Raw genomic sequence first — 22,084 nt, 5'->3', positions numbered from 1 at the left:
CCGGGTCGGCGCCGAGCACGTCGGCCAGGGTCCGGCGGACCCGCTCGTAGACGGTCAGCGCTTCCGCCTGACGTCCTTGCGCGGCGAGCGCGTCCATCAGCAGGGCCGCCGCGCGCTCGTGCGCCGGGTGCTCGGCCAGCAACACGGTCAGCCGGGCCGCGGCGGACTCGGCGCGGCCCAGCGCCAACTCGGCGTCGGCGAGGTCCGCGACGACCTCGACCGATAGCTGAGCCAGCCGGGTCGCCACCGCGGGGGCGACGACGGCGATGACCGCGGGCTCGCCCCACAACGCCACGGCTTCGGCAAGTGCGGCGCTCGCGGCGTCCGCGTCCCCGGCTCGCAGCCGTTCCCGGCCGGCCGCGGCGAGCTGTTCGAAACGCACCGCGTCCACGGCGTCGACCGCCAGCCGGTAGCCCCCGGCGACCTGGACGAGCACGCCGTCGCCCGCGGTCAGGGCGCGGCGCAGCCGGGAGACGAGGGTTTGCAGGGCCGAGGCGGTGCCGGACGGCGGCTCCTCGCCCCACACGGCGTCGACCAGCACGGCCGGCTCGACCGCGCGGCCGCCGGCGAGCGCCAGCCGGACGAGCAGGGCCTGCAACCGCGCGCCCGGCACGGGCAGCACCACGTCACCCCGGGACACCTGGAACGTGCCCAGCAGCGTGATGCGAAGCCCGTCCATGCCTCGATCTTCGCGCGCTCGGCGCCGCGCGGTCGAACCGGGCGTGTCAGCGCCGCGTGCGCCGCGTGTGAGCGGTCCGCCGCAGCCTTCGGAGGTCCACTCGACCAACGGAGGCAACAGATGACCGAGACGACCATCGGCTGGGTGCGCAGCTGGGGTGCCTCGCCCCAGTCGGCTCACGACGGGCTGGGCTCGCTCGACGACCACCCGCCGCTCGCCGACGTGACCCTCCGCCAGGTGGTGCGGCTCAGCGGCGGCGGGCGCCGGGTGCGGGTCCGCTTCACCAACGAGTTCGGGACCGCGCCGGTGACCGTCGGCGCGGCGCGAGTGGGGCTCGCGGTGCCCGGCGGCGGGGTGCGGGAGGGGCACCTGCTGACGTTCTCCGGTGCCGCGTCCGCCACCATCCCGGTGGGGGCGCCGATGCTGAGCGACCCGGTCGACCTGCCCGCGGCGGCGCTCACGGAGCTGTCCATCAGCCTGTACCTGCCGGAACGCGTGGAAACCTGTACGTGCCACGATCCCGTCCTGGACACCGGCTGGACCATCCCGGGTGACGCCGTCGCCGCTCCCGAGCTGCCCTCGGACGCCGCGGAGCTGCCGGTGCGGGCGCTGATCTCCGCGGTCGACGTGCTCCCCGACGCGCCGGCCTCGGCCGTCGTCGTGGTCGGCGACTCGCGCACCGACGGCGCCGGGTCCACTCCGGACACCCACCACAGCTGGCCGGAACTGCTGGCCGCGCGCGGCGCCGGCTTCGTCGTCAACCAGGGCATCAGCGGCAACCGGATGCTCAACGACGGCGTCGGCGCCTCGGTGCTGGCCCGCTTCGACCGGGACGTGCTGGCGACACCGGGCCTCGGCGGCGTCGTGCTCTCCGTGGGCGGCAACGACATCGCGATCTCCTTCGCCCCGCGAGACGACGCTGCTCTGGCCGACTTCCTGAAGGTGTTCCCCGGCGCGCCGGTGACGACGGACGACGTCATCGCCGGCCACCGGCAGCTGGCGGCGCGGGCGCGCGAACACGGGGTGCGGGTCTACGCCACCACGATCGCGCCCTTCGAAGGCTCGGAGGCCTACACGCCGGAAGCCGAAGCCGCGCGCCAGGTGGTGAACGAGTGGATTCGCACGGGCGGCGCGTTCGACGCGGTGCTGGACTTCGACGCCGTCTGGCGCGACCCGGACCACCCCAGCCGGATCAGAGAGGAGTTCCACTCGGGCGATTTCCTGCACGGCAGTGACGCGGGCTACCAGGCGCTCGCAGGTTGCGTCGATCTCGGACTGTTCGGCTGAGCCCGAAGCGGCGGCCGACTCGGGAAAATCGGGCCGCCGAGCGCGGAAACGCGGTCACCATGGCGGAATGGCGTTCACCGAACCACCCGATCCGGGTCAGGCGCGCACGCTGGCCGAGCTGATCGCGCAGCTGCGGCTGCTCAAGGCGTGGGCGGGCGGCCCGTCGTACGCGCAGATCGCCGAGCGGGTCAACCGGCTCTGGACGGCCGCCGGCCGGCCGGCCGGGGAGCGGACCGCCCGCACGACCGTCGCCGACTGCTTCAAGACCGGCCGGGCGCGGCCCAACACCGATCTGCTGCTGGCCGTGGTCGAGGTGCTGCACCCGGATCCCGGTTACGTCGCCGAGTGGCAGGACGTGCTGCGGGTGGTCCGCGGCCGCGCGGAGGCGGCGACCTTCGTGCAGGCCCAGCTCGGCCTGCCGGAGGCCGTCCCGCACTTCACCGGGCGCCGGGCGGAACTCGAGCGGCTCGGCGAGGTGCTCGGCGCGGGCGGGCGGGTGGCGGCGATCGCGGGCATGGCCGGGGTCGGCAAGACCGGGCTGGCCGTCCAGGCCGGGCACGAGCTGCTGCGCGCCGGCCGGTGCGACAACGCGCTCTTCGTCAACCTGCGCGGGTTCCACCCCGACCGCGGCCGGCCGCCGGTGGACCCGGCCGCGGTGCTCGACTCGTTCCTGCGCCTGCTCGGCGTCCCCGGCCACGCCGTCCCCGCCGACCTGGCCGGCAAGACGCGGGTCTACCAGGAGCGTTCGGCCGGGCGGCGCCTGCTGGTCGTGCTCGACAACGCCGCCGGCGAGGACCAGGTCCGGCCGCTGCTGCCGGACGAGCGGGGCGGCCCGGTGCTGGTCACCAGCCGGCTGGCGCTCGCGGGCCTGACGGGGGCCGCGCACGTGCCGCTGGACGTGCTGAGCCCGGACGACGCGCTCGCGTACCTGCGGCGCACCGTCGGCGCGGCGCGGGTCGACCAGGCGCCCGGCGTGGCCCGGCGGATCACCGCGGAACTCGGGCGGCTGCCGCTCGCGCTGAACCTGGCCGCGCTGTGGATGACCGCGCCGGCCCACCGGTCGTGGCTGCTGGCCGACCACCTGGAACGGCTCGAGCAGCGGCGCGCGCGGCTGCGGCTCGACAACGGCGTGGACGCTTCGATCAGCCTGTCCTACGACCAGCTCGCCGAGCCGGAACGGCGGGTCCTGCGGCTGCTCTCCCTGCACCCGGGGGCGGACCTGGACGCCTACGGCATCGCCGCGCTCGCCGGGACCGGCCTGGCGGAGGCGACCCGGACCGCGGACCGGCTCGTCGCGGCCAGCCTGGTGCGGCGCGGGGAAGCGGGCCGGTTCGAGCTGCACGACCTCATCCGCGCCTTCGGGATGGCGCGGGCGCAGGACGAGGACGCGCCCGCCGGCCGGAAGGCCGCGCTGACGCGGCTGCTCGACTACTACGCCTTCGCCGCCGCCACCGCGATGGACCAGTACGCGCCGCGGATGCGGGACTACCGGCCCCGCGTCCCCGACCCCGGCGTGCCGATCCCGCCGCTGGCCGGCCGGGAGCCGGCGACCGCCTGGCTGGACGCCGAACGGGCCAACCTGGTCGGCGCCGGTGTCCACGGGGTGCCGTCCGGCCACGCGGGACTGCTGTCGCGGCTGCTGTTCCGGTACCTCCAGACCGGCGGCCACCTCAGCGAGGCGCTGGTCCTGCACACGAGCGCGGCGGAGTCGGCGGACCCGGCGGCCCGCGGGCACGCGCTGCTGAGCCTGGCGGCCACCCGGAGTCAGGTCGGCCGCTACGACGCGGCGACGCGGCACGCCGAGGAGGCGCTGGCCTGCTTCCGTGGCGCCGGAGACCGCTCCGGCGAGTGCCGGGCGCTCGGCACGCTGGGCGCGATCGCCTCCTGGAACGAGGATTTCGTGCGCTCGGCGGGCTTCCAGAGGGAGACCCTGTCGCTGGCGCGCGAGCTGCGTGACCGGGCGGGCGAGCGGACCGCGCTGACCAACCTCGGCTTCGCCTACGGGCGGCTGGGCTGGTACGCCGAAGCGCTGGAGATGCAGCGGAAAGCGCTTGCCATCGACCAGCAGACCGGCGACCTGTGCGACACCGGCCGCACCCTGCTCAACATCGGCGACACGCACTTGAGAGCGGGCAGCCCCGCGGAGGCCTGCGGCTACTTCCGCCGCGCGACGGCGATCGCCGAGCAGGCGGCCGACCGCGACCTGCACCTGGAGGCACTGCTGTGCCTGGCGGACGCGTCACTGGAGCTCGGCCGCACGGACCACGCCCGGACGACGCACGAGTGCGCGTTGGCGATCGCGGCGGAGCTGGGCAGCCTGCACGCGGCGGCGCGGGCGCACGCGGGCTTGGCGCGGGCGTCGACCGCTGTGGGCGATCTGGGGAGGGCTCGGGAGCACTGGCTGGCGGCGCGGGGTCACCGTCGGGAGCTGGGGTTGCCGGAGTCGGCGGAGATCGCGGCGGGGCTCGGCTGCTCGGTGGTGGCGGGCGGGTGAGGAGGTGCCGTCCGGGTTCGTCCGGGATTGCTGCCCGGGCACGGCGCCGACCGCAATGCTCGCAGCCGGCGCGGGGGTGCGGAACCACTTCCCACGCCTCGGACATCCACCGTCGAAGGGAGACACCATGGGGCGCCTGATCGACCGCGTGCTCAACCGGATCGTGCCCACCGCCGAGGCCTCGGCCTGCAGCGGCCAGTACGTCTGCAACAACGCCGGTCACCCCGGCTACTGGTACCGGTTCTGCTGCGTGCAGGACGGCTGCCAGTGGACCAAGATCCGCAGCACCTGCTGATCCGTACCGGCGAGTGTGCCGGGTGGTGTCCGCTCCCTTCCCCGCGGACACCACCCGGTCCCGAAGGAGTGACATGGAGTACCTCCGGGCCGCCGGTGTGGCGCTGATCGCCGTGGTGTTCGCGGCTTCGTCGCTCTCGAAGCTGAGGGACTTCCGCGGGTTCGCGCGCTCGGTGCCGGCGCTGGTGCCGATGCCCGCGCGGTGGGTCCGGCCGGTGGCGGTCGCCGTCGTGGCCGCCGAACTGGGCTCCGCCGTCCTCGTGCCGGTCACCGCGGTGGGGGGCTTCGTCCTCGCGACGGCGTTGCTGCTGGCCTTCACCGCCGCCATCGCCGCTTCACTGCGACGCGGGCGGCGTGCCCCGTGCCGCTGCTTCGGCGCGACCGAGACCCCGATCGGTCCGCGCCACCTGGTCCGCAACACCCTGCTGATCTGCTTCGCCGTCCTCGGCGCGCTCGCGCCGGAGCACCTGCCGTCCGTCGCCGGGGCCGCTGTCGCCTTCGCCGCGGGTGTCGTGGTGGCCGTGCTCGTCATCGCCATGGACGACATCGCTGTCGTGTTCGCAAGGAGTTCCTGATGCCCATCGTCGTCGCCGCCCTGGTGCTGCTCGGCCTGTGCTGCCTGCTCAACCTGCTCCTGACCGTCGGGATCCTGCGCCGGATGAGGGCACAGACCGGGCGGTCCGACTCCGGTTCGCTCTTCGCGCTGCAGCCCGGTTCGGCCGTCGGCGAGTTCGCCGTCACCACGACCGACGGCGAGCCGCTCACCACCACCGACCTGAACGGCACGGTGGCGTTCTTCTCCGCCGACTGCGCCGCCTGCCACGAAACCCTGCCGGACTTCCTCGCCCACGCCCGCGCGCAGGGCCGGGACAACGTCTTCGCCGTCTTCGGCGGCGACGAGCCGGACACCGTGCGCGCGCTCGCCGAGGTCGCGCACGTGGTGACGGCGGAGCTCGACGGCGGCCCGGTCGCCGCCGCGTTCCGCAACACCTGGACGCCCGCCCTGTACGTGGTGGCCGGCGGGCGGGTGACCGCGACCGCCGGGCGGGTGCACGAGCTGCCCGTGCCCGCCGGCCGGTGACCGTGGCGGAACCGGACCGGCGGATCGGCGCGGACCAGGTGCGGGCGGCGGCCGCGGCCGCCGCCGCGCTGCTGTGGCGGTCCGGCCCGGCGCGGCTGCTGGGCCTGCTGGTCATGACCGCGGCCGGGGCCACCGCCCCGATCGCCACCGCCTGGCTGACCAAGCTCGTCCTCGACCGGCTCGTCGAGCGCACCGGCCCGGTCGGCGGCCTCGCCGGGGCGCTGGTGCTCACCGGCCTCGCCGTCGCCGCGCTGCCCGTGCTCGCCCACTACGTCCGCGCGCAGATCGGCCGGGCGGCGAGCACGGTCGCCACCGACCGGCTGTTCGCCGCGCTGGGCCGCCAGGTCGGGCTGCGCACCTTCGAGAACCCCGCCTACCAGGACCGGTTGCGGCTGGCCCAGGAGAGCTGCGGCCGGATGCCGGAGATCGTCGACGGCGTCGGCGGCACGCTCAGCGGGACGCTTTCGCTGGCCGGCTTCCTCGGCTCGCTGCTCCTGCTGAGCCCGGCGATGACCGGGGTGGTGCTGGCCGCCGCGATCCCCGCGCTGCTCGCCGAACTGCTGCTGTCCCGGCGCCGCGCGGCGGTGGAGTGGCGGGTCGAGCGGTTCGCCCGGCGCGAGTTCTTCTACACCCAGCTGCTCACCGGCATCCCCGCCGCGACCGAGATCCGCCTGTTCGGCATCGGGGCGTTCCTGCGCGCCCGGCTGATGGACGAACGCCGCAGCGCCAACGAAGCCCAGCGCCGGATGGACGTCCGGGAGCTGTGGACCATGGGCGGGCTGACGGCGCTGAGCGCGGCCGTCGCCGGGGCCGGCCTCTGGTGGGCGATCACGTCGGCGCGCGCCGGGTCGCTCAGCGCCGGCGACGTCTCGATGTTCGTGGCCGCCGTCGCCGGGGTGCAGGCCGCGCTGGGGACGCTGGCGTCGTCGATCGCCAACGGCCAGGCCCGGCTGCTGTCGTTCGCGCACTACGTCGCCGTGGTCCGCGCGGAACCGGACCTGCCGACCGGATCGCGTGACACGGTGCCCCCGCTGCGGCAGGGGCTCGAGCTGCGGGACGTCTGGTTCCGGTACAGCGACGAACACCCGTGGGTGCTGCGCGGGGTGGACCTCACGATCCCGCACGGCACGGCGGTCGCCCTCGTCGGCCTCAACGGCGCGGGCAAGAGCACGCTCGTGAAGCTGTTGTGCCGCATGTACGACCCGACGCGCGGGCAGATCCTCTGGGACGGCGTCGACCTGCGCGACGTCCCGCACGCCTTGCTGCGCCAGCGGATCAGCGCCGTCTTCCAGGACCACATGAACTACGACATGACCGCGGCCGAGAACATCGGGCTCGGCGAACTGTCCGCAATGGACGATCGGGACCGGCTGGTGGCCGCCGCGACCCGGGCGGGCGCGCACGACCGGATCGCCGCCCTGCCCGAGGGGTACGACACGCCGCTCACCCGCATCTTCGAGATCGGCACCTCGGCCGGCGTGGTGCTGTCCGGTGGCCAGTGGCAGCGGCTGGCGCTGGCCCGCTCGCTCGTCCGGGAGGGACGGGACCTGATGATCCTCGACGAGCCGAGCTCCGGCCTCGACCCGGAGGCCGAACAGGAAGTGCACGCGCGCATCCGCGAGCACCGGCAGGGCCGGACGAGCTTGCTCATCTCGCACCGGCTGAGCGCGGTCCGCGACGCCGACCGCATCGCAGTCCTCGAGGACGGCCGCGTCACCGAGCTGGGCACGCACGACAGCCTGCTCGCCGCCGACGGCGGTTACGCCCGCCTGTTCCGCCTGCAGGCCGACGGATACCAGGCGGTGTCGTGAAGGGACCGGTGTTCCTGGGCCTGCTGGCGTTCGGCGTCTTCGCTGCCCGCCGCCGGCTGATCATGACCACAGTGGACGGTCCGAGCATGGCGCCGGCGCTGTTGTCCGGCGACCGGGTCCTGGTCCGCCGGACCCGCCGCCTGCGTCGCGGCCAGGTGGCCCTGCTGCGCTTCCCCCAGCTGCCGAGCGGGGCGTCGACGGACCAGCTGCTCCTCAAGCGCGTGGTGGCGGTGGCGGGCGACCGCATTCCACCGGACTGGGCCGACCCGGACGTCCACGGCCTCGGCGGCGAACTGGTCCCGGCCGGCTGCGCCGTCGTCCTGGGGGACAACCGGCCGACCAGCTGGGATTCGCGGCACTACGGGTTCGTGCCGCGGGAGCGGATCGTCGGCGTGGTGGTGCGGCACGTCCCCCGCGCGTGACCCGGCCCGGAGGCCCGAACGCCCCCGGGCCGCGGTGGTCTCAGCGGCGGCCGCTGATCGTGGTCGCGCCCGCGTAGCGCGCCTCGGCGCCCAGCTCTTCCTCGATGCGGATGAGCTGGTTGTACTTGGCGGTGCGGTCGGCGCGGGACAGCGAGCCGGTCTTGATCTGGCCGCAGTTGGTGGCCACCGCGAGGTCGGCGATCGTCGTGTCCTCCGTTTCGCCGGAGCGGTGGGACATCACCACCGAGTAGCCCGCCTTGTGCGCCGTCTCGACCGTGGTCAGCGTCTCGGTGAGGGTGCCGATCTGGTTGACCTTGACCAGGATCGAGTTGCCGATGCCGCGTTCGATGCCGTCGGTCAGCAGGTTCACGTTGGTGCAGAACACGTCGTCGCCGACGAGCTGGACGCGGTCGCCGATGGTGTCGGTCAGCTGCTTCCAGCCGGCGTAGTCGTCCTGCGCCAGACCGTCCTCGATGGACACGATGGGGTAGCGGGAGGTGAGCTCGGCGAGGTACCCGACGTGCTCTTCGACGCTGCGCTTGCGGCCTTCGCCCGTGTAGTCGTAGACCTCGCCGGTGTAGAACTCCGACGCGGCCGGGTCGAGCAGCAGGGCGATGTCCTCGCCGGGCGTGTAACCGGACTGCTCGATGGCCCGCAGCACGAACTCCAGCGCCTCGTCGGCCGAGTTCAGGTTGGGCGCGAACCCGCCTTCGTCGCCGACGTTGGTGCTGTGCCCGGCGTCGTGCAGGGACTTGCGCAGCGTGTGGAACACCTCGGAGCCCATCCGCACCGCATCGGCGAACGTCGCCGCGCCGACCGGGCCGATCATGAACTCCTGGAAGTCGATCGGGTTGTCCGCGTGCGCGCCGCCGTTGATGATGTTCATCATCGGCATCGGCAGCAGGTGCGCGAACACGCCGCCGGCGTACCGGTACAGCGGCAGCCCGTTGGCGGCCGCGGCCGCCTTGACCACGGCGAGCGAAACACCCAGGGTGGCGTTCGCGCCGAGGCGGGCCTTGTTCGCGGTGCCGTCCAGTTCGATCAGCGCGCGGTCGACCGTCGCCTGCGCCTCGGCGTCCAGGCCCACGATCGCCTCGGCGATCTCGGTGTTGACCGCGTCGACGGCCTTGCGCACACCCTTGCCGTGGAACCGGGTCTTGTCCCCGTCCCGCAGTTCGACCGCTTCCCGGGTCCCGGTCGAGGCACCCGAGGGCACCGCGGCCCGGCCGAACGAACCGTCCGCCAGTTCGACGTCGACCTCGACGGTCGGGTTGCCCCGGCTGTCCAGCACTTCACGGCCCTTGACACCGACGATGGCAGTCATCGCACTCCTCGTGAGTTCGTCGAGCGGGAGCGGCGCCACGGTGAGCCGCGAGACGAGGGCGAGGCTAGCAGAATTTACTGAATCGATCCCGAAAAATTTCCCTACCGGCGGGCGGGGAGCCGGACCGTGACGACGAGGCCGCCGGCCGGGCGGGGCGCCAGCTCCAGCATCCCGTCGTGGGCCCGGACGATGCTGTGCACGATCGCCAGCCCGAGGCCGACGCCGTCGTGCCCGTCGGTGCGCGTGCGTGCGGTCCCGCGCTGGAAGGGCTCGGTCAGGGTCGGGACCAGTTCGGGCGGGAGCGGCCGGCCGGTGTTCTCGACCAGCAGCACGCTCGCGTAGCGACGGCGTTCGGTGTGGACGGTGACCGTGCCGTCCGGCAGGTTGTGGACGATCGCGTTCTGGACGAGGTTCGTCGCCATGCGCAGGAGCAGCGCGGCGGAACCGGTCGCGTGGACCGGCTCCCCGGTGACGTCCAGCGTGATCCGGCGCTGCTCGGCCAGCGGCAACAGCGTTTCGGCGGCTTCTTCGGCGACGAGGGAAAGGTCGACGGGCTCGTGGGTGAAGTGCCGCCGGTCGCTGCGGCTGAGCAGCAGGAGGGCCTCGGTCAGGTCGATCGCCCGGGTGTTCACCGTGCGCAGCCGCTCGACGAGCTCCTCCCGGGGGTAGTCCGGGTCCTTGCCGGCGACGTCGAGGATGGCCTGCGAAATGGCGAGCGGGGTGCGCAGTTCGTGGGAGGCGTTCGCGGCGAACCGCTGCTGCTCGCCGACCTGGGATTCGAGCCGTTCGAGCATCGTGTCGAAGACGTCGGCGAGCTCGCGGAACTCGTCCGACGGGCCGGTCAGGCGGACGCGGTGGGACAGCGAGCCGTGCGCGGCCAGCCGGGCGGCGTCCGCGATCCGGGTGAGCGGGGCGAGCATCCGCCCGGCGAGGAGCCAGCCGCCCAGGACGCCGAAGACGAGCAGGAAGCCGAGCGCGGTGGCCGCGGAGGGCACGAACGTGCGCACGAGGAGGTACCGGTTGGGGGCGATCCCGAGCAGGCCCTGCTCGTTGTCGGGCACGTACCGCAGCAGGGACGTCCACACGACGACGAGCAGCACCGCGCCGGCGAGCATGAGGAACGCGGCGTAGCTGATGGTCAGTTTCAGCCGCGCGCTGAGCCCGGGGCGCCTGTTCACGAGCCGTGAGCGTAGGCACGACGGGATATCGCGGGCATATGCGGTTAATCCGTTGTTCCCGCGCGAGGGCGTCGGCTACGGTCGGGCCGGCTCCGGCCGATCCGCGACAAGAGGGGGCAGCATGCGCCAGATCCGCAACACCGTCGAATCCCCAGTACGCGTTGCGGCATCCGGAGTGCTCTTTGTCATCGATCTCCCTCAACATCGGGATTCTCGCCCACGTCGACGCCGGTAAGACCAGCCTGACCGAGCGGCTGCTGTTCGACACCGGCGCGGTCGGTTCGCTCGGCCGGGTCGACGACGGCAACACCCAGACCGACACCCTGGCCATCGAACGGCGTCGCGGCATCACGATCAGCACCGGCGTGGTCTCCTTCCGGGCCGGCGACCGGACGGTCAACGTCATCGACACGCCGGGGCACGCCGATTTCGTCGCCGAGGTCGAACGGGCGCTCGGCGTGCTCGACGGCGTCGTCCTCGTCGTCTCGGGCCCTGCCGGGGTCCAGGCGAGCACCCGCATCCTCTGGCGCATCCTGCGCCGGCTGCGCGTGCCGACGCTGGTGTTCGTCAACAAGCTCGACCAGGCCGGCGTCGATCCGGCCGGGGTGCTCGACGACCTGCGGGAGAAGCTGTCCCGCGCGATGGTGCCGATGGTGACCGCCGAGGCGGCCGGCAGCGCGGGGATCACCGTCCGCGGCCGGCCCCGCGCTGCCGCCGACGTCGTCTTCCGCCGTCAGGTGGCGGCCGGTGCGGCCTACCCGGTGTTCCTCGGCTCGGCGGTGACCGGCGCCGGCGTGCCCGAGCTCGTCACCGGGATCGTGGACTTCCTGCCCACCGCGGTGCCGGGCACCGAGCTCCGCGCGACCGTCTTCAAGATCGAACGCGGCCGCGGCGGCGACCGGATCGCCTACGCCCGCGTGCACGGCGGGACGCTGCGAGTGCGTGACCGGGTGGAGCTCTTCCGGCGGACCGGGGACGGCACGGTCGAGCACAGCCGGCGGCGGGTCACGGCGATGACGCTCGCGGGAGCCAAAGTCACCCGGGCGGGCGCGGGGGACCTGGTCCGGCTCTCGGGGCTCGGCGACGTCCGCGTCGACGACCGGCTCGGTTCCCCGGACGGCGTGGCGGACGCCGGGTTGTTCCCGCCGCCCGGGCTCGTTTCGGTCGTCACCGCGCGGCCGGGCGAGGAAACCCGGCTGCACCAGGCCTTGCGGGAGTTGTGCGACCAGGATCCGCTGCTCGGGCTCCGGGTCGAGCGCGGCCTCCTGTCGGTCCGGACCTACGGCGAAGTCCAGATCGAGGTGCTCCTCGAGCGGCTGCGCGAGGACTTCAGGCTCGCCGCCCGGTTCGCGCCGCCGGAACCGATCCACGTCGAAAAGCCCGTCGGCGTCGGCGAAGCGGTCCAGTTCCTGGACCGGCTCGGCCCCACCGATCCGGTCGCCACGGTCGGGCTGCGGGTGGCTCCGGGCGCGACCGGCAGCGGTGTCCGGTACGAGCTGGCCGTCGAACGCGGCTCGCTCCCGCGGGCCTTCCACACCGCGATCGAGCAAACGGTGTACCGCACGGCGGGGTGCGGCCCGCACGGCTGGGAGGTCATCGACTGCGTCGTCACCCTGACGCACTCGGGGTTCCAGCCGCCGCTCAGCACGGCCGGCGGTTTCCGGGAAGTGACGGCGCGGCTGCTGTCGCTGGCGTTCGCGCGGGCGCGGACCCGCGTGTACGAGCCGGTGGACCGGTTCGACCTCGAAGTGCCGGAGCACGCCGCCGGCGCGGCGCTGATCGCGCTGGCCAAGCTGGCGGCGGTCTGCGAGCCGCCGGTGGTCGAAGCCGAGGTCGCCCGGCTGAGCGGCACGCTCCCGGCGGCCGCGACCGCGGACTTCCGGCGCCGGTTGCCCGCCCTCGGTCAGGGGGAAGCGGTCTTCACGGCCGAGCCCGGCGGTTACCGCCCGTGCCGGCCGTAGGGACTCCGGCCGGCCGAGATGCCTGCGTTCGATGGCCGAACGCGCCGGACGCTGTTCGGCCGCTTTATCCGCGTTGGTGATTGACAAGCCGGGGCCGGGAAGCGACGGTGTGACGGGACTCTGGGAACGCTCCCAGACGCCTCCGCCGTCAGTGTGCACAAGGGAGTGCCGATGTGGGGAAGAGCCGGAAAACGTCCTGCCGTGCTTGCGGTGGCGGGGCTCGCGGTCGCCGCCGGGGTCGTCATCACGTCGACGACGGCGGTGTCGTCCGCGCGTGAGACGAGCGGCGCGTTCGCCTGCCGCGTCACCTACTCGGCCAACGACTGGGGAAGCGGTTTCAGCGCCACCGTCGGGATCGCCAACGTCGGCTCCGCGGCGGCCGACGGCTGGGCACTGACCTACTCCTACTCCGGGAACCAGACCCTCCAGCAGGGCTGGATGGGCACCTGGACGCAGTCCGGCAAGCGGGTCACCGTGACCAACGCGAGCTGGAACGGCACCATCCCGGCCGGCGGTTCGGTCACCACCGGCGCGAACTTCTCCTACAGCGGCACCAACACCACGCCCACCGACTTCGCGGTCAACGGCGCCGCGTGCACCGGAACCCCGCCGACCACGGCGACGACCCCCATCACCAAGCCGACGACGACCACCTCGACGCCACCGCCGCCCGGCCCGGCGCCCGCGTTGCACGTCTCGGGCAACAAGCTGCTCACCGCCGACGGGAAGACCTACCGGCTGCTCGGCGTCAACCGCGCCAGCGGCGAGTTCGCCTGCGTGCAGGGCAAGGGCATGTGGGACAGCGGACCGGTCGACCAGGCCTCGGTCGACGCGATGAAGGCGTGGAACATCCACGCGGTGCGGATCCCGCTGAACGAGGACTGCTGGCTCGGCCTGTCCGGCACGCCCAGCGGCGCCCCCTACCAGCAGGCCGTCAAGGACTACGCGAAACTCCTGGAAGCCAACGGGATCAACCCGATCCTCGACCTGCACTGGACGCACGGCGTGTACACCGGAACGTCCTCCGCCTGCACCGACGTCAACGCCACCTGCCAGAAGCCGATGCCCAGCCGGCAGTACACGCCGACGTTCTGGAGCCAGGTCGCCACCGCGTTCAAGGGTGACGACGCCGTGGTGTTCGACCTGTTCAACGAGCCCTACCCGGACGCGGCCGCCAACTGGTCCGACGCGGCCGCCGCGTGGCGGTGCCTGCGCGACGGCGGTACCTGCACCGGGATCAGCTACCCCGTTGCGGGGATGCAGGAACTCGTCGACGCCGTCCGGGCGACCGGGGCGAAGAACGTGGTGATGTCGGCCGGCCTGACCTGGACCAACGACCTCACGCAGTGGCTGGCCTACAAGCCGGTGGACCCGGCGGGCAACCTGGTGGCGTCCTGGCACACCTACAACTTCAACGCCTGCGTCACGGTGTCCTGCTGGGACAGTCAGATCGGGACGGTCGCGGCCCAGGTTCCGGTGCAGGCCGGGGAAATCGGGCAGAACAGCTGTGCGCACGACTACATCGACCAGGTGATGGCGTGGCTGGACGCGCACAACCTCGGCTACACGGCCTGGACGTGGAACCCGTGGGGCTGCAGCGGCGGCAACGTGCTGATCGAGGACTACGCCGGCACGCCCACCAAGACCTACGGCGAGGCCTTTCGGGCCCATCTCCTGACCGTCAACCCGTGATGCCGAAGAGGTGCTACGCGCTGATCGCGGTCGCCGCCGCCGTGCTGGGCCTCACCCTGGCCCAGCCGGCGGTCTCGGCGGCCGCGCCGGTGCGGATCATGCCGCTGGGCGATTCGATCACGGCCGGCCCCGGCTGCTGGCGGGCCTACCTCTGGGATCGGCTGCAGCGCACGGGGTACACGAACATCGACTTCGTGGGCACGCAGCCCGGCGGCGGGTGCTCGGTGCCCTTCGACGGCGACCACGAGGGGCACGGCGGCTACGCGGCGACCGGCATCGCGGACCAGAACCAGCTGCCGCCGTGGCTGGCCGCGGCCCGGCCGGACGTCGTGCTGATGCACCTGGGCACCAACGACCTGTGGGGCGGCACGATCAGCACCGAGGCGATCCTGGCCGCGTACTCGAAGCTGGTCGACCAGATGCGGGCGAGCAACCCGGACATGAAGGTGATCGTCGCGCAGATCATCCCGATGGAGCCCAGCGGCTGTGCGGCGTGCGCGCAACGGGTGGTCGCGCTGGACACCGCCATCCCGGGCTGGGCGGCGGCGAAGACGACCGCGCGGTCCCCGATCACCGTGGTGGACCAGTGGACGGGCTTCTCCGCCGCGGCGGACACCTCGGACGGCGTGCACCCGATCGACTCGGGCTTCCGCAAGATGGCCGACCGCTGGTACCCGGCGGTGGCGGCGGCCCTCGGTACGCCGGTCCCGCCGTCTTCGCCGACGACGACCACCACGACCACCTCGCCTTCGCCGGGCGGGGCGTGCACCGCGACCTACGCGATGACGGGCCAGTGGACCGGCGGCTTCCAGGCCGAGGTGACCATCCGCAACGGCACCTCGGCGACGGCATCGAGGTGGACGGCGACGTTCGGGCTCGCGGCCGGCCAGCGCATCGGCCAGGCGTGGAACGCGACGGTCACCCAGGACGGAGCGGCGGTGACCGCCCGCAACGCCGACTGGAACGGAACGCTCGTCGCGGGCGCGTCGGCGACGTTCGGTTTCCTGGCGAGCGGAGGTGCGCCGGAAGCGGTCCCGGCGGTCAGCTGCGCGATGGGGTGAGGTGCGGGCCGGCCCCGCTCGGTGCTGAGTGGCCCGACCGGCTGCCGGCCCCGCCGCCCGGCGGTGCTCGGCCGGCGGTGAGTGCCGACCCGGCGGTGCTCGGCTGGCGCTGAGCGCCGACCCCGCGGTGCTCGGCTGCCGGTGCCCCGCCGCCCGGCGGTGCTCGGCTGCCGGTGAGCGCCGGCCCCGCGGTGCTCGCCGCGCCCCCGCCGTCCGTGCGAGTCTTCAAGGCGCAAGCACCCGCTCCGGCACCCGGGGGAACCTTCATGGGCAAGCTCCTGCTCACCGCGCTGCTGGCGGCGTTCGCGCTGGCGCCGTCGCCGGGACCCGCCGGCCGGAACGACCCGCCCGCCGGCGATCCCTTCGGCCCGGACCTGCGGGCGCGGATCGCCCGGGCGCAGGCCTACGCCGACAGCCGCCCCGGGATCACCGGGATCGTGCTGCGGGACCGCTCGACCGGCGCCGTCTACCGCAGCCCGGCCGCCGGCACGCTGATCTGGGCCTGCTCGACGCCGAAGCTCGCCATGGCCGTCGACCTGCTGCTGCGGGCGGATTCCGGAACGATCACGCTGTCGCCCGAAGATCGCGACCTGATGCACCGGATGCTCCATTCGAGTGACGATGACGCGGCCCACGCGTTGTGGACCCGTTATGGCGGCGAAACCGAATTCGCCCGGCGCTTTCCGGCATACGGAATGACCGACATGCGGTTCAGTGATCGCCACCCGCACCACTGGGGCTGGATCCGCACCACCGCGAACGACCTGGACCGGCTGATCGAGTACGTCCTGGCCCGCTTGCCCGCCCGCCACCGCGATTACCTCGTCCGGGAACTGCGCACGGTGGACGTCAACCAGCAGTGGGGTGTCTGGGGCGCCGGGGCGGCCGCGCGGCCCGGGAACAAGAACGGCTGGTCCGACGACAACGACGACGGTTCCTGGATCATGAACTCCGTCGGTTTCGCGGGTCCGGGCGAGCGGTACGCCCTGGCCCTGATGAACGACACGCGGGTGGTCGCGGGCGGCGACGAGGTCGGCAAGGAGACCACCTCGAAGATCGCCCAAATCCTGTTCGGTGGGTATTTCGGCGCCTGAAATCTGTGCCTCTTTCAGGGGATTTCCAAGGGGATTCGTGTTTATGGGGGCACCGTGCGTAGCCCTTGTGAGGTCTGTGTATGCTCCGATATCGCTTGACCGGGTGATCACTCACCCGAATCAGTGGCCGCCGTGGTCGGGGATGGTGATCCCACGGCGCCCCTAACGGCGTGGTTCGGGCTCGGATAGGAGATTTATGCAGGTCAGGTCAGCTTTCGTGCGTGGCGGGATCGCGGTGCTCGCCGCGGCCGCTGCCGTCATGGTCAGCGCCCCCTCGGCCCTCGCGGACGACGGCGCCGCGCGCGGCCGCGTCGTCGAGGACGCGGGCACGGTCGGCTACCGGATCAACCTCGAAGGCGGCGGCGACTACATCGCCAAGCTGTTCGGCTTCAAGCTGTCGGACGGCAAGACGCTCAAGCTCTACTGCGTGCAGATCACCGTCGGCATGCGCACCGACGTCGACATGGTCGAGACGCCGTGGAACAAGTACCCGGCGGCCGACTCGCCGTTCAACAAGAACAGCGACAAGATCAACTGGGTGCTGCACCACGGCTACCCGGGCGTCAAGCTCGACGCGATCGAGACCGCCCTCGGCAAGCAGGGTGTCAAGGTCCACGACGGCGTCTCCGAGCGCGAGGCCATCGCGGCCACGCAGGCCGCGGTGTGGCACTTCAGCGACGGTGTGAACCTCGACCTGAAGAAGCCGCTGAAGGAAGACAACCCGGCCGAGACCAACGCCGACGTCGCCGCGCTGTACAGCTACCTGGTCGGCGACCAGAACAAGGGCATCGGCGAGCAGCCGAAGCCGACCCTGAACATCGCGGGGCCGAAGACCGAGGGCAAGGCCGGCACCAAGATCGGCCCGTTCCAGGTCGCCACCAACGGTGACGTCACGTCGCTGACCACCGAGCTGCCCGAGGGGGTCAAGGTCACCGACTCGGACGGCAAGGAGCTGAAGACCGCCGACGTCAAGGACGGCAGCAAGCTGTTCGTCGACGTCCCGGCCGGCACCAAGCCGGGCAAGGGCGCGTTCTCGCTGAAGGTCACCGGCGAGCTGGACACCGGCCGCCTGTTCGTCGCGGAGAACTACGCGAAGAAGCCGGCGCAGTCGCTGATCGTCGCCGACTCGGAGAAGACCCAGGTGGCCGCGAACGCGACCGCGAGCTGGACCGAGGCGGGTGCCCCGACCACCGCGCCGAGCACGCCCGGTGGCGCGCCCTCCGGTGGTGGCGACCTCGCCAACACCGGTGTCGACGCCGCGGTTCCGTTCGGCATCGGCGGCCTGCTGCTCGGCGGCGGCGCGCTGATGCTGCTGCTGAACCGGCGCCGCAGCCGCGCGTAGTACGTACCACCGAACGGGGCTGGTCCACTGTGGACCAGCCCCGTTCTGCTGTCCGGTACCCGACGATCGGATTGCGATCATCGGGGCAAAACCGGCGAACCGCGCACGCCCCGATCTAGACTTCGGGGCCATGCGCGGTACGACCGTTCCGCCCGGGACGCCCTGCCGGACCCCGCGGCCGGGCGAGCTGCCGATGCACCGGCTGGAGGTGCCCGCCCCGCACGCGCTGCCGTTCGCCGTCGGCACCTTCGACGCGATCGGGCCGCTGTCCCGCGCGGACTTCCCGCACCGGCACACCTTCCACGAGCTCGTGCACGTCACCGGCGGCACCGGCGCGCACGTCGTCGACACCGCGCGCTGGCCGCTGCGGCCGCCGCACTTCGGCGTCATCGCGCCCGGGCAGGTGCACCAGTGGGCCGGCGTCCGGGGCCTGACCGGGCACGTCGTGCTGTTCACCGACGACTTCCTGCTCGACCACCCGGCCGATCGCGAGCTCCTGCGGCGGCTGAGCGAACGGCCGTGGCTGCACCTGGACGAGCACGCCGACGCCCGGCTCACCCGGCTGATCGCCGATCTGGAGGACGAGTACCGCCGCGGTGGCGAGGGCACGGAGTCGGTGCTGCGGGCGCTGGTGCACGTCCTGGTCGTGCGGGCGGGACGGCTGCTGGGAACGCCGCCGCCCGCGCCCGCCGGCGCGGTGGCCGCGGAGTTCGTCCGGCTCACCGGCCGCCCCGGACCCGGGCTGTGGTCGGTGCGCGCGCACGCCGAACGCCTCGGCGTCACCCCCGGCCACCTCACCGAGGCGGTGAAGGCCGCGACCGGCCGCACCGCCGCGCAGCTGCTGCGCGAGGCCAGGACCCGGGAGGCGCAACGGTTCCTGCTCCGGACGGACCTCACCGTCCGGCAGGTCGCGAGCCGCGTCGGGTTCGCCGACCCGGCCTACTTCTGCCGGTTCTTCCGCCGCGAAACCGGGCTGAGCCCCGGTGCCTTCCGGCGCGGCGGGGAGAAGCACCACGACTGACCGATCCAGTCCATCGCCGCCCGTCCGCTGCCTGCCTACGTTCGAGGGGATCCCCGACCTCCCCCACCCACGAGGAGCACGGCATGGACGAGGAAAACCGGCTGAGCCGCAAGACGGTGCTCAAGGCCGCGCTGGCGGCGGGTGTCGCCGCGCCGGTCGCGCTGATCGGCGGTCCGGCGCTGGCCCGCGCGAACGCCGTCGGCGGCACGGCACCGGAGCTGACCCCCACCTGCCACGACGACGACGATCCGACGATCGAGCAGACCGAGGGGCCGTACTTCAAGCCCAACTCGCCGGAGCGGACCAACCTCGTCACGCCCGGCACCCAGGGCACCCGGCTGACCGTGACCGGCTACGTCTTCGGGCGCGCCTGCCTGCCGGTCAACCGCGCGCTGCTGGACTTCTGGCAGGCGGACGTCAACGGCGCGTACGACAACACCGGCTACACCTTCCGCGGGCACCAGTACACGAACGCCCAGGGCGCGTTCACGCTGTCCACGATCGTGCCGGGCCTGTACCCGGGCCGGACCCGGCACATCCACGTCAAGGTGCAGGCGCCCGGCCGGCCGGTGCTGACCACCCAGCTCTACTTCCCGAACGAGCCGCGCAACAACACCGACACGATCTTCGACGCACGGCTGCTGATGACCGTGCGGGACAACGGCTCCGCGAAGGAAGCCGCCTTCGACTTCGTGCTCGACGTCCCGCAGACGCCGACGTCGACGCGGCCCACCTCGACGTCCTCCACACCGCCCGGGGGCACGTCCTGGGCGGTGGGCACCGCGTACGCGGCGGGCACCCGCGTCACCTACGGCGGCCGCGGGTACGTCTGCCTGCAGGCGCACACCGCCCAGCCGGGCTGGGAACCGCCGGCCGTCCCGGCGCTGTGGCGGGCGGAGTGACGGTGCCCGGCTGACCGGAAACCGGCAGGCCCCGGCCGCATCCCGGGGCCTGCCGGCCACCGGACTGCGCACGTTAGGGGTCGACGCCGGCCCGGCGGCCTGCCAGATTGGAGGCCATGACGATTTCGCTCGACGCCGCGGAGTGGGTCCGGCGCTTCCACCCGGCGCCGACCGCCGTGGCGCGGCTCGTGTGCTTCCCGCACGCCGGGGGAGCGGCGAGCTACTTCCACCCGGTGTCGGCGGCCCTGGCGCCGTCGGTGGAGGTGCTGGCCGTGCAGTACCCGGGCCGGCAGGACAGGCACGCCGAGACCCCGGTGGACGACCTGTTCGTGCTCGCCGACCGGCTGGCGGACGTGCTCGCCCCGGAGACCACCGGACCGGTGGCGTTCTTCGGCCACAGCATGGGCGCCAGCCTGGCCTTCGAGGTCGCCCGGCGGCTCGAAGAGCGCGGCACGAAGCTGCACACCCTGTTCGTCTCCGGCCGCCGCGGGCCGTCGGCCCACCGCGACGAGCGGATCCACGAAAAGGGCGACGAAGTGCTGCTGGCCGAGGTCAAGCGGCTCGGCGGCACCGACGCGGCGGTGCTGGACGACGAGGACATCCGCAACCTGGTGCTGCCCGCGCTGCGCAGCGATTACAAGGCCGCGGAGCTCTACCACTACCGTCCCGGCCCCGACGTCGGCTGCCCGATCGTGGCGCTGGTCGGCGACGAGGACCCCAAGGTCACCGAAGCCGAAGCGCGCCAGTGGGCGGAGCGGACGTCGGCGGGCTTCGAGCTGAAGACGTACCCGGGCGGCCACTTCTACCTGAACGACCACGCTGCGGCGGTCATCCGGCTGATCGCCGACCGGCTCGCCGGCTGAGCGGGCGGGCGGGGGTGACCCCGCCCGCCACGGGTTCAGCAGTACAGGTTGGCGCCGGGGTCGACGCCGAGGACCGACGTGATCTGCCGGTACTTCGCGACGCGGCTCTCGACCTGGGCGGGGTTGCCGCCGTTGCATTCGATGGAGCCGTTGATGCTGCGGATGGTCTCGCCGAAGCCGCGGCTGTTGACCATCGCGTTGTGCGGGGTCATGGTGCCGGGGCCGCTCTGGGTGTTCCAGTACCAGAGCCCGGTCTTCCAGGCGACGGCGGAGTTCTGTTCGACCTGCCAGGGGTTGCCGAGCAGGTCGATGCCGAGCGCGTCGCCGGCGGCCTTGTAGTTGAAGTTCCAGCTCAGCTGGATCGGGCCGCGGCCGTAGTAGGCGGACTGGCCGGCCGGGCAGCCGTAGGGCTGGTTCCAGTCGCAGTAGTGCGGGTAGTTGGCGGTGTTCTGCTCGACGATGTAGACGAGCCCGCCGGTCTCGTGGTTGACGTTGGCGAGGAAGGCGGCGGCTTCCTGCTTCTTGACGGTGTCGCTGCCGGTCGTGGCGAAGCCGGGGTAGGCGGAGAGCGCGGCGGTGAGGCCGCTGTAGGTGTAGAAGGAGTTCCGGCCCGGGAAGATCTGGTTGAACTGGGCTTCGCTCACCACGAACGCGCCGGGGTTGCCGGGATCGGTGCCACCGCCGCAGCTGTAGGGCTCCCAGTACCAGGTGCTGATGACGGGGTCGTAGCCCGGATTGGCGTTCTTGGCGCGGTAGTAGCCACCGTTGGTGTAGCGCACGATCGCGCCGACGTCGTACCACTGCCCGGCCACCCAGTTCGGGTAGCTGCAGGTGGTACCGCCCCCGCCGTCACAGCTGTAGGGCTCCCAGTACCAGGTGCTGATGACGGGGTCGTAGCCCGGATTCGCGTTCTTGGCGCGGTAGTAACCACCGTTGGTGTACCGGACGACGGCGCCGACGTCGTACCACTGCCCGGCGACCCAGTTCGGCGCACTGCACGCGGCGGCGGCCGCCTGAGGGGCCTGCCCGGTGACGGCGGGAACGCCGAACACGAGCCCGGCAACGGCGGCAACGGCGGACAGGACCGCGACAAGACGTCTTCTCAAGATTCGCTCACTCCTTCGGCCACGACGGAGTCCGGACGCGGGGGCGCCCGGTGTCGGAGGGGGTGTGCTCATCCGGCCGAGACGAGGGTGACACCGGTCACTAGAGCAGATTGGTCTAGTCCAGTCAAGATTGCCGGGGGTCCCGGGCAAGGGTTGTGCGCGAACGTCCCTCGGTCCGGAAACTGCGCGATCCGGCGGAGACGCGGGCGGGCGGCGGTGATCGCCCCGGCCCTCGCCGGCGTTGCGGGAGGTGCCTGCGCCGCAGAACGGGCGGCCCGCGGGGCGGGCGACGCGGCACCGAAGCCGCGTGCCCGCCCGGCACGTCACCGCGCTTGCGGGATCCTCACCTGCGCCGCCGGGGCGAGCAGCAGGATGCGCTGCAGCCTCGCCCGGCCCAGCCGGTGGAGCATCTCCCCGAGCTCCTCCGGCGCGATGCTTCCTTCGAGGTCGATCCGCGTCGTCCGGACGACGC

The 22,084-nt window shown here is 72.9% G+C and carries 19 protein-coding genes; 15 read left to right on the top strand and 4 right to left on the bottom strand.

Annotation, left to right across the window (positions count from 1 at the left end; genetic code table 11):
* Positions 1–679, bottom strand: a 679-nt coding sequence (locus tag CCN39_RS39565) for an AfsR/SARP family transcriptional regulator (protein ID WP_208630590.1), incomplete at its 3' end; no start/stop codon positions are given.
* Between the two features lie 120 nt (positions 680–799).
* On the opposite strand from CCN39_RS39565, the gene CCN39_RS39560 reads away from it, so the two are divergent.
* From CCN39_RS39560 to CCN39_RS39535, 7 genes are all read left to right on the top strand, one after another.
* A complete protein-coding gene (locus CCN39_RS39560; protein ID WP_086851165.1) occupies positions 800–1,966 on the top strand; it encodes an SGNH/GDSL hydrolase family protein in 1,167 nt (388 codons plus the stop codon).
* A gap of 67 nt (positions 1,967–2,033) precedes the next feature.
* Complete coding sequence (locus tag CCN39_RS39555; protein WP_086851163.1) at positions 2,034–4,460, top strand: tetratricopeptide repeat protein; 2,427 nt, start codon at positions 2,034–2,036, stop codon at positions 4,458–4,460.
* Between the two features lie 127 nt (positions 4,461–4,587).
* On the top strand, positions 4,588–4,755 hold the full coding sequence (locus CCN39_RS50880) for a hypothetical protein (RefSeq protein ID WP_167455317.1): 168 nt from the start codon (positions 4,588–4,590) through the stop codon (positions 4,753–4,755).
* Between the two features lie 73 nt (positions 4,756–4,828).
* Entirely contained in the window at positions 4,829–5,329 is a 501-nt protein-coding gene (locus tag CCN39_RS39550; RefSeq protein WP_086851162.1) for a MauE/DoxX family redox-associated membrane protein, read from the top strand.
* On the top strand, positions 5,329–5,835 hold the full coding sequence (locus CCN39_RS39545) for a thioredoxin domain-containing protein (RefSeq protein ID WP_086851160.1): 507 nt from the start codon (positions 5,329–5,331) through the stop codon (positions 5,833–5,835). The genes CCN39_RS39550 and CCN39_RS39545 overlap by 1 nt, the downstream gene beginning before the upstream one ends.
* Entirely contained in the window at positions 5,832–7,646 is a 1,815-nt protein-coding gene (locus tag CCN39_RS39540) for an ABC transporter ATP-binding protein (protein ID WP_086851158.1), read from the top strand. Before CCN39_RS39545 ends, CCN39_RS39540 begins: the two co-directional genes overlap by 4 nt.
* Positions 7,643–8,068 carry a S26 family signal peptidase gene (locus tag CCN39_RS39535; RefSeq protein WP_086851156.1) on the top strand — a complete coding sequence of 142 codons (426 nt, stop codon included), beginning with the start codon at positions 7,643–7,645 and terminating at the stop codon, positions 8,066–8,068. The genes CCN39_RS39540 and CCN39_RS39535 overlap by 4 nt, the downstream gene beginning before the upstream one ends.
* A gap of 40 nt (positions 8,069–8,108) precedes the next feature.
* Here the strand turns inward: CCN39_RS39535 and eno are convergent, their stop codons facing one another.
* Both eno and CCN39_RS39525 read right to left on the bottom strand, forming a co-directional pair.
* Positions 8,109–9,392 carry a phosphopyruvate hydratase gene (gene eno / locus CCN39_RS39530; protein ID WP_086851154.1) on the bottom strand — a complete coding sequence of 428 codons (1,284 nt, stop codon included), beginning with the start codon at positions 9,390–9,392 and terminating at the stop codon, positions 8,109–8,111.
* A 101-nt stretch (positions 9,393–9,493) separates the two neighbouring features.
* Complete coding sequence (locus CCN39_RS39525; RefSeq protein WP_086851152.1) at positions 9,494–10,570, bottom strand: sensor histidine kinase; 1,077 nt, start codon at positions 10,568–10,570, stop codon at positions 9,494–9,496.
* Between the two features lie 182 nt (positions 10,571–10,752).
* Here CCN39_RS39525 and CCN39_RS39520 point away from each other — a divergent pair, with 182 nt between their 5' ends.
* From CCN39_RS39520 to CCN39_RS39485, 8 genes are all read left to right on the top strand, one after another.
* Positions 10,753–12,531 (top strand): GTP-binding protein, encoded by a 1,779-nt coding sequence (locus tag CCN39_RS39520; RefSeq protein ID WP_086851149.1) that lies wholly within the window; start codon positions 10,753–10,755, stop codon positions 12,529–12,531.
* 210 nt (positions 12,532–12,741) lie between these two features.
* On the top strand, positions 12,742–14,223 hold the full coding sequence (locus CCN39_RS39515) for a cellulase family glycosylhydrolase (protein ID WP_244211201.1): 1,482 nt from the start codon (positions 12,742–12,744) through the stop codon (positions 14,221–14,223).
* Positions 14,223–15,284, top strand: coding sequence for a cellulose binding domain-containing protein (locus tag CCN39_RS39510; RefSeq protein WP_086851167.1), 1,062 nt, complete (start codon positions 14,223–14,225; stop codon positions 15,282–15,284). The genes CCN39_RS39515 and CCN39_RS39510 overlap by 1 nt, the downstream gene beginning before the upstream one ends.
* A gap of 266 nt (positions 15,285–15,550) precedes the next feature.
* Positions 15,551–16,378 (top strand): serine hydrolase, encoded by an 828-nt coding sequence (locus CCN39_RS39505; RefSeq protein ID WP_086851145.1) that lies wholly within the window; start codon positions 15,551–15,553, stop codon positions 16,376–16,378.
* Between the two features lie 196 nt (positions 16,379–16,574).
* Entirely contained in the window at positions 16,575–17,720 is a 1,146-nt protein-coding gene (locus CCN39_RS39500) for a thioester domain-containing protein (protein WP_086851144.1), read from the top strand.
* Between the two features lie 193 nt (positions 17,721–17,913).
* The gene (locus CCN39_RS39495; RefSeq protein WP_086851142.1) at positions 17,914–18,741 is read left to right on the top strand and encodes a helix-turn-helix domain-containing protein; all 828 of its coding nucleotides are present in this window, start codon (positions 17,914–17,916) and stop codon (positions 18,739–18,741) included.
* An 83-nt stretch (positions 18,742–18,824) separates the two neighbouring features.
* Positions 18,825–19,643 (top strand): dioxygenase family protein, encoded by an 819-nt coding sequence (locus CCN39_RS39490; RefSeq protein WP_086851140.1) that lies wholly within the window; start codon positions 18,825–18,827, stop codon positions 19,641–19,643.
* A gap of 116 nt (positions 19,644–19,759) precedes the next feature.
* Entirely contained in the window at positions 19,760–20,506 is a 747-nt protein-coding gene (locus CCN39_RS39485) for a thioesterase II family protein (RefSeq protein WP_086851138.1), read from the top strand.
* 35 nt (positions 20,507–20,541) lie between these two features.
* Here the strand turns inward: CCN39_RS39485 and CCN39_RS39480 are convergent, their stop codons facing one another.
* Entirely contained in the window at positions 20,542–21,615 is a 1,074-nt protein-coding gene (locus CCN39_RS39480; protein ID WP_434781153.1) for a glycoside hydrolase family 19 protein, read from the bottom strand.
* Between the last annotated feature and the right edge of the window lie 469 nt (positions 21,616–22,084).

Source organism: Amycolatopsis kentuckyensis (genome assembly GCF_002155975.1).
In the GTDB taxonomy this organism is placed as follows: domain Bacteria; phylum Actinomycetota; class Actinomycetes; order Mycobacteriales; family Pseudonocardiaceae; genus Amycolatopsis; species Amycolatopsis kentuckyensis.
The sequence above is the reverse complement of the archived record's forward strand: the minus strand, read 5'-3'. Positions and strand labels throughout refer to the sequence as shown.

Bases quoted from the DNA above. Each gene is read 5' to 3' on its own strand.
- CCN39_RS39560 (WP_086851165.1), top strand. From the start codon at position 800: ATGACCGAGACGACCATCGGCTGGGTGCGCAGCTGGGGTGCCTCGCCC.
- CCN39_RS39510 (WP_086851167.1), top strand. From the start codon at position 14,223: ATGCCGAAGAGGTGCTACGCGCTGATCGCGGTCGCCGCCGCCGTGCTG.
- CCN39_RS39495 (WP_086851142.1), top strand. From the start codon at position 17,914: ATGCACCGGCTGGAGGTGCCCGCCCCGCACGCGCTGCCGTTCGCCGTC.
- CCN39_RS39490 (WP_086851140.1), top strand. From the start codon at position 18,825: ATGGACGAGGAAAACCGGCTGAGCCGCAAGACGGTGCTCAAGGCCGCG.
- eno (WP_086851154.1), bottom strand. From the start codon at position 9,392: ATGACTGCCATCGTCGGTGTCAAGGGCCGTGAAGTGCTGGACAGCCGG.
- CCN39_RS39505 (WP_086851145.1), top strand. From the start codon at position 15,551: ATGGGCAAGCTCCTGCTCACCGCGCTGCTGGCGGCGTTCGCGCTGGCG.
- CCN39_RS39485 (WP_086851138.1), top strand. From the start codon at position 19,760: ATGACGATTTCGCTCGACGCCGCGGAGTGGGTCCGGCGCTTCCACCCG.
- CCN39_RS39545 (WP_086851160.1), top strand. From the start codon at position 5,329: ATGCCCATCGTCGTCGCCGCCCTGGTGCTGCTCGGCCTGTGCTGCCTG.
- CCN39_RS50880 (WP_167455317.1), top strand. From the start codon at position 4,588: ATGGGGCGCCTGATCGACCGCGTGCTCAACCGGATCGTGCCCACCGCC.
- CCN39_RS39555 (WP_086851163.1), top strand. From the start codon at position 2,034: ATGGCGTTCACCGAACCACCCGATCCGGGTCAGGCGCGCACGCTGGCC.
- CCN39_RS39500 (WP_086851144.1), top strand. From the start codon at position 16,575: ATGCAGGTCAGGTCAGCTTTCGTGCGTGGCGGGATCGCGGTGCTCGCC.
- CCN39_RS39550 (WP_086851162.1), top strand. From the start codon at position 4,829: ATGGAGTACCTCCGGGCCGCCGGTGTGGCGCTGATCGCCGTGGTGTTC.